This is a genomic window from Sulfuricurvum sp., from assembly GCF_019163035.1.
Taxonomy (GTDB): domain Bacteria; phylum Campylobacterota; class Campylobacteria; order Campylobacterales; family Sulfurimonadaceae; genus Sulfuricurvum.
Window position 1 is genome coordinate 1 of the sequence record NZ_JAFLKV010000151.1, and the last position, 6,251, is coordinate 6,251.

Here is a 6,251-nt window from a genome sequence, read left to right on the forward strand (position 1 = left end):
ATAAAGCACGCCTCGCTCGCATCGTCAAAGTGTGGGAAATCTTTTTGATGGTGATCGCCACGGTGGGATTTGCGACCCATTCGTTTATTACCCTCATGATCGTCGTGTTCGGGATGGGGATGCACTCGACACTGTTCGGTCCGATCAAATATTCGATCATCCCTCAGCACATGGGGGAAAATGAGCTGGTCAGCGCCAACGCCCTCATCGAATCGGGGACGTTTGCCGCGATTTTACTGGGGACACTGATCGGCGGAGTGCTATCGGGTATCCCTAATGGCGGAGTGATTGCCGGAGTTGCCTCCATCGCGGTCGCCATCATTGGTTACGGTTTTAGCCGCTATATCCCTAGCGCCCCCTCTCTGAGCCCTAAGATGCCGTTTTCGCTCAATCTCTTTGCCCAAACGCTCAATTCCATTCGGTTAGCATACCAAAATCGGATGGTTTTTCTTTCTATTTTAGCTATCTCATGGTTTTGGCTTTATGGTGCGTTGCTCCTCTCACAGTTCCCCTCATTCGTTCAATCGGTGTTGATGGGGGATGAGACGACGGTAACGATACTGCTGAGCCTCTTTACCCTCGGGATCGGTGTCGGTTCCATCCTCTGTGAGCGGCTCAGCCACCATAGCCTCCGTGTCTCGCTTGTCGTTATCGGAGCTGTCGGAATGGGGCTGTCGGGGATTGATTTTGCGATCACGGCACAACACTTTAAAGCAATGAGCGACATTTATTCCAACCCGCAGTTTTTCCATATCCTCGTTGATCTAACCTTCGTCGGGGTATTCGGAGGACTTTACAGCGTCCCACTGTATGCAATTATGCAAGGACGTAGCGAAGCTCATTCACGCTCCCGCATCATCGCCGCCAACAATATCCTCAATGCCCTCTTTATGGTTTCAGGTGCGGTTGTGACGATGCTACTCTTAGGAGATGGTTGGAGTATCCCTGATATTTTTCTTCTCATAGCTGTCGCTACCTTGCTCGTTGCAGGAATCATTGCACGACTAATCCACACAAAGGCAAAAAATGAATTATAGAGCCCTCATAATTTCACTGACCCTAGCCGCGTTTACCCTCCTCTCCGCCGAATCGGATTTGGCGCAACTGGTCAACACCGCCCGTCAAAACGACGCGATAGCAGTAGAAGACCTTATCCGCCGTTCTCTCGATCTTCGTGAAAGAATCCCCCCTTTTATGAATGAAGCGGAAAGCTCAATTCGCTCGCACAAAGGGGCACTCCCCTCGACCCTTTCGGTGAGAATCGCCAAATCGATCCGTGAAGCCGATACCGTACGAACCCGTTTATTTCCGTATGCGTTGCGCTACCGTAATGCGCTTTACCGCACCGATGAATCACTAGGAGATCGTGACCGTATCGAATCGATCGTGATTTCGATGGCGGCGGCACTGACACTCTATGACAATGCCCAATTTATGCAAGAGCATATGCATGACAAAAGTGAAATCCGCGCTAAACTCAATGAAGCCTATCCCGAGTACGGAGTGAATGAAAACTTTTACAAAGACTCACTGATGAGAGCCAATACCCTCACCTATCGTTCCACGATGCTCGATGCCATCCGCTTTTTCGAGGATAACCGCAAAACGATTGCACTCTATATCGCTCAAGGTGATCCTTCGATCCGCTATCTATACGATTACATCGACCACTCACCGATGCGCGCGACGTTAGGAGGAGATAACGCGTTCAAAGAGATTGCCGATCAGGTGAGCGTACTCGTCTCCCGTACCGCTGAATTGCCGTTCTCAACCGTCGAAAAACTCAAATTTACCTTTTCAAAAGTGCTAGGCAACACGATGGGGATGGTACGATGGCGCAGCGGAAAACTGCGTGAAGACAAAGCGTTTCTCGCTGATTTTTCGGCACAGCTCAAACCCGGAGACGTATTGCTAGAGAAAACCCCGTTTGCGTTGACCGACAAAACGATTCCAGGGCATTTCGGTCATGCGGCACTCTACATCGGAACGTATGAACAGCTTCGCGATTTGGGAGCATTGAACGAACCGTTTATCAAACAGCATCTCGATGAGATCAAAGAGGGCAAAGTGATCCTCGAAGCGCTTCGCGAAGGGGTCGTACTTAACAGTGTAGAGCATTTTATGAATATCGATGACGTTGCGACACTCCGCCCAAGCCGCCTCTCCTCCGATGAGATACGCAGTTCATTGGATCTGGCACTGAGCAATTACGGTAAAAAGTACGATTTTGATTTCAACGTCAACACCACCGAAACCATCGTCTGTTCCGAACTCGTCTATGTTGCCTATCCGCAGATCGATTTTATGACGAAAAAAGTATTGACGAGCTTTACGATCTCACCCGATGATATTGCCGTCCTCGCCTCAGGAGATACCAATGCTCCGTTAGAACTGACATTTTTTGCGCATGATGGGAAAAAGGTATATGCCAAAGGGGAAAATGATGAAGGGGAGAAGCTCTATCGAACCCTAGTCGGAATCGAAGAGAAATACCGCTAAGGACTACAGAGTGATCTGTGTCCCTACACCCTCAGAGGTGAAGAGTTCGAGCAAGATCGCGTGTTCGATCCGTCCGTCGATGATGTGGGCTTTTTGAACCCCTGCATCGACCGCTTCGAGACATGAATCGACTTTTGGAACCATACCGCCGCTAATCGTACCGTCCGCTTTGAGCGCTTCAACCTGCGCTTCGGTGAGGGTTGAGAATAACTCTTTATCTTTATTCAATACTCCCGAAGTGTCGGTCATAAAGATCACTTTGCACGCGCCGATAGCCGCCGCGATAGCCGATGCGGCAAGGTCGGCGTTGATGTTGTATCCCGGATGACCGACGATAGGATCACACCCGATAGGGGCGATGACGGGGATGAAACCCTCTTGCAAAAGATTATGAATGACCGATCCGTTGACACTCTCGACCCGTCCCGTAAGACCGAATTTCGCTTCGTCTTTGGGTTTGGCACGCAAGAAATGGGCATCTTTACCGCTAATACCTATCGCTTTGGCACCGTAAGAGTTGAGGAGCGAAGTGATCTCTTTGTTGATCTCGCCGCTGAGTACCATCTCGACAATCCGCATCACTTCTGGGGTACTGACCCGCTCACCGTCGATAAATTCGGTCGGGATTTTCAAATCGGACAAGAGCTGAGAGATACGGCTCCCACCTCCGTGTACGATCACCACTTTCACCCCGACGAGGTGAAGCAGTACGATGTCTTGGGCAAATTTGGCTTTGAGCTCATCAGAGGTTTGAGCCGACCCGCCGTATTTAATGACAACGATCTCATCACGGAACTCTTTAATGAACGGCATCGCGTCCATAAGAGTTTTAACGGTATCAATTTTTCGCTGCATTTACATAATCCTTCACTGTAGTAATTATCGTCTCGTTTAACTCAATAGAGAGTTCCAAAACAGAGATATTGAGTTTTTTATAAGACGACATTTTAACCAAGTCTTTTGAAGTTACCAAGAGGCTGGTAGCACCCGTCCGCTCCACAATCATTTCGAGTTCCCCTTGGGTAAAGAAATGGTGATCTTCAAAATAGACCTTCTCTATCACTTCCGGTAAAAAAGGATCAAGTCTCTCAGGACGCGCAATCGCGGTCACCAATACCATTTTTTCTGTCGGATTTTTGAGGGTAACGGAGCGTTTAAAATCAACTCTCTCCATCATCACGATAACCTTTTTACTACTCCACAACTTCTCCCGATACGCCCCTGATGGGAGACAATACGGGTTTGGGGTGGGGACGGCGATGAGAAGATTGAGTTTCTCTATCGAGTGTTTCCCGTACCCATCATCAAGCAATACGACATCGCATCCCATCGACGCGGCTTCCGCAATCGCCCGTTCACGGATCTCGCTCACGATGACCATCGCACTATCGAGCATCTGGGCATAAAGCATCGCTTCATCACCGCTTTTGATAACATCGCAGAGGATCGTCGATTTGTCTTTGACCACCACCATACCGCGACTTTGTCGTCCGTAACCGCGCAACACGATCGCCGGTTTTTCAAAATGTTTGGCGAGCTCAACCACTATCGGGGTTTTACCGCTCCCGCCGACGATGAGATTTCCGACACTCACCACCGGTATTCCAAACGATTTAGGACGACTTCGCAGGTAACGAATGTATGCCAATAAACAGTAGATCCAACTGAGCGGTAAAAGGAGTACAGAGAGGATTTTTTGGATCAGCGAGGGGTTGTAAAGATAGCGTTCCCCCCATGCAACCCAAAAACGTTTCAAACGCGTGTAGAAGCTACATCCAAAATTGCGTCACAGATCTCTTCAACCTGAGCGTCGCTAAGAGCCGCGTAATTCGGAATCGAAAGTACTTGCTGATAGTTGCGCAACGCAACCGGAAAATCATTAACACGAAGTGAATATTTCGATTTATAATAACTCAGCAAATGGAGCGGAATATAGTGCAATCCACACTCGATACCGCGAGCGGCTAACTCACGTGCGAACGAGTCACGATTTTTATCGACTTTGATAATGTATAACGAATACGAGTGCTCATCATTGGCGATAGGGGTTCGGATATGAGGTGCTTCGGCTAAACACTCATTAAAGATTTCAGCAATAGCGCGTTGACGCTCGATATTCTCATCTTGTTTCTCAAGCTGTATCAAAATCGTAGCCGCATCGAGAGGGCTCATCATGTACTGGCTTCCGATATCGGTCACATCATAGATATACCCCAACCCCTCTTCATCAATCACCATCGCGTGGTTACGAAGCGAGCGTGCACGCTCCATGATCTCTTCATCATCACATACCAACATCCCGCCGTTACAGACATTACGGCGCAAATGAGGACTGAAATCAAAACAGGTGATATCAGCACCCGTAGAGCCGATTTTTTGCCCTTTATAAGTTGATCCCAACGCATCCGAAGCGTCTTCGATAATTTTGACATCATACTCTTTGGCAATGCCGTACAATCGATCAAGTTCAACGCTTTGTCCCGCCACATGAGAGACGATCACCGCTTTGAGTTTTTTGGATTTGTTTTCCGCCAAATAAGCTTCAAGTTTATCCAAATCAATCGTAAACGTATCGGGATTAATATCGATAAATATAGGCTCGGCATCGAAATGGCGTACCACTTCAGGAACCGACGGATAGGCATTGATCGAACAGAGTACTTTATCACCCCGTTTGAGATCGATTGCCAACATCGCCAAATGAAGCGCCGCCGTACCGTGAGACGTTGCCAGAGCATACGATGCCCCGACATACGATTCAAACGCTGTTTCTAACTCTTCAACGATATTCGGTGCCTCTCCGTCAAATACTTCATCAATCTTCTCACGTTCATCTCCGCCGACTTCGACACGGTAAAATGGGATATTCATTTGCATTTCCTTTTTCATAGGGTAATATCTCTGGGATAATTAAAATCATGATTGAGCGTTCGCGATGTCAACTTTGCGATTACCGTCATACGCCGTTTGAATTGATTCTGATAAATTCTTTTTATTATCATATCAACTAATTGCGAATTTTCACCATCGCCTATCATCTCTTCGGAGGTGTGGCGCTCTTCCACATACCGTTTCAAAACACGATCAAGATCACTGTAGGGATAACCGATCTCCGCTTCATCACTCTGCCCCGCCCACAAATCTGCCGAGGGGGGCTTATCGATAATCGAGCTTGGAACCCCTAAATAGCGAGCCAACTCGAATACTTCCGTTTTATACATATCGCCAATAGGGTTCAGAGCACTCGCCAAATCGCCGTACAATGTCCCGTAGCCGAGCATCAGTTCGCTTTTGTTACTCGTCCCCAGAACCAAAGCTCCCTCCCGCGCCGAAATATCGAACAATGTTACCATTCGTAACCGTGCCGAGAGATTTCCGACTCGAAGCGGTGACATATCGGACGTTTCATACGCACGCAACATCGATTCGATGCTTTTCGTCTCTGAACGAAGGGAAAAAGTGTTACACAACTCATCCGCATCATCCAATGAACTCTGAGATGAATAGTGGGAGGGCATTTTGACGCAAAGGAGATCATCTCCGAACGTTTTGTGAGCTAAAACCGCCACAACCGCCGAATCGATCCCTCCGCTTAATCCCACTACCACTTTTTTCAAACCGGTTTTACGAACTTCTTGACTGAGAAATTCACTCAAATACCGACTGATCAGCTCGTATTTACTCACCACCAAACCTTATTTTAGTATTAACTATTTGTATTATAACTAATTTTGTTATCAAAGAAGTCAACA

Annotated in this window: 6 protein-coding genes; 2 read left to right on the forward strand and 4 right to left on the reverse strand. The window is 47.8% G+C overall.

Annotated elements, in window-relative coordinates; all coding sequences use genetic code 11:
* Positions 1-1,037: MFS transporter (locus JZU62_RS10645; RefSeq protein WP_295014628.1), on the forward strand; the 1,037-nt coding region annotated here is incomplete at its 5' end.
* Positions 1,027-2,499 carry a YiiX/YebB-like N1pC/P60 family cysteine hydrolase gene (locus JZU62_RS10650; protein WP_295014630.1) on the forward strand — a complete coding sequence of 491 codons (1,473 nt, stop codon included), beginning with the start codon at positions 1,027-1,029 and terminating at the stop codon, positions 2,497-2,499. The genes JZU62_RS10645 and JZU62_RS10650, both read left to right, overlap by 11 nt.
* A gap of 3 nt (positions 2,500-2,502) precedes the next feature.
* On the opposite strand, the gene argB is transcribed toward JZU62_RS10650, so the two are convergent.
* From argB to JZU62_RS10670, 4 genes are read right to left on the reverse strand one after another with little or no spacing between them, the layout of a single operon-like run.
* Positions 2,503-3,354, reverse strand: a complete 852-nt coding sequence (argB, locus tag JZU62_RS10655; protein ID WP_295014632.1) for an acetylglutamate kinase — start codon at positions 3,352-3,354, stop codon at positions 2,503-2,505.
* Complete coding sequence (locus JZU62_RS10660) at positions 3,338-4,255, reverse strand: tetraacyldisaccharide 4'-kinase (protein WP_295014634.1); 918 nt, start codon at positions 4,253-4,255, stop codon at positions 3,338-3,340. The genes argB and JZU62_RS10660 overlap by 17 nt, the downstream gene beginning before the upstream one ends.
* Positions 4,252-5,370: a DegT/DnrJ/EryC1/StrS aminotransferase family protein gene (locus JZU62_RS10665; protein WP_295014636.1), complete on the reverse strand. Its 1,119-nt coding sequence runs from the start codon at positions 5,368-5,370 to the stop codon at positions 4,252-4,254. The genes JZU62_RS10660 and JZU62_RS10665 overlap by 4 nt, the downstream gene beginning before the upstream one ends.
* A gap of 14 nt (positions 5,371-5,384) precedes the next feature.
* Positions 5,385-6,185 carry an NAD+ synthase gene (locus JZU62_RS10670; protein ID WP_295014638.1) on the reverse strand — a complete coding sequence of 267 codons (801 nt, stop codon included), beginning with the start codon at positions 6,183-6,185 and terminating at the stop codon, positions 5,385-5,387.
* Positions 6,186-6,251 lie beyond the last annotated feature (66 nt).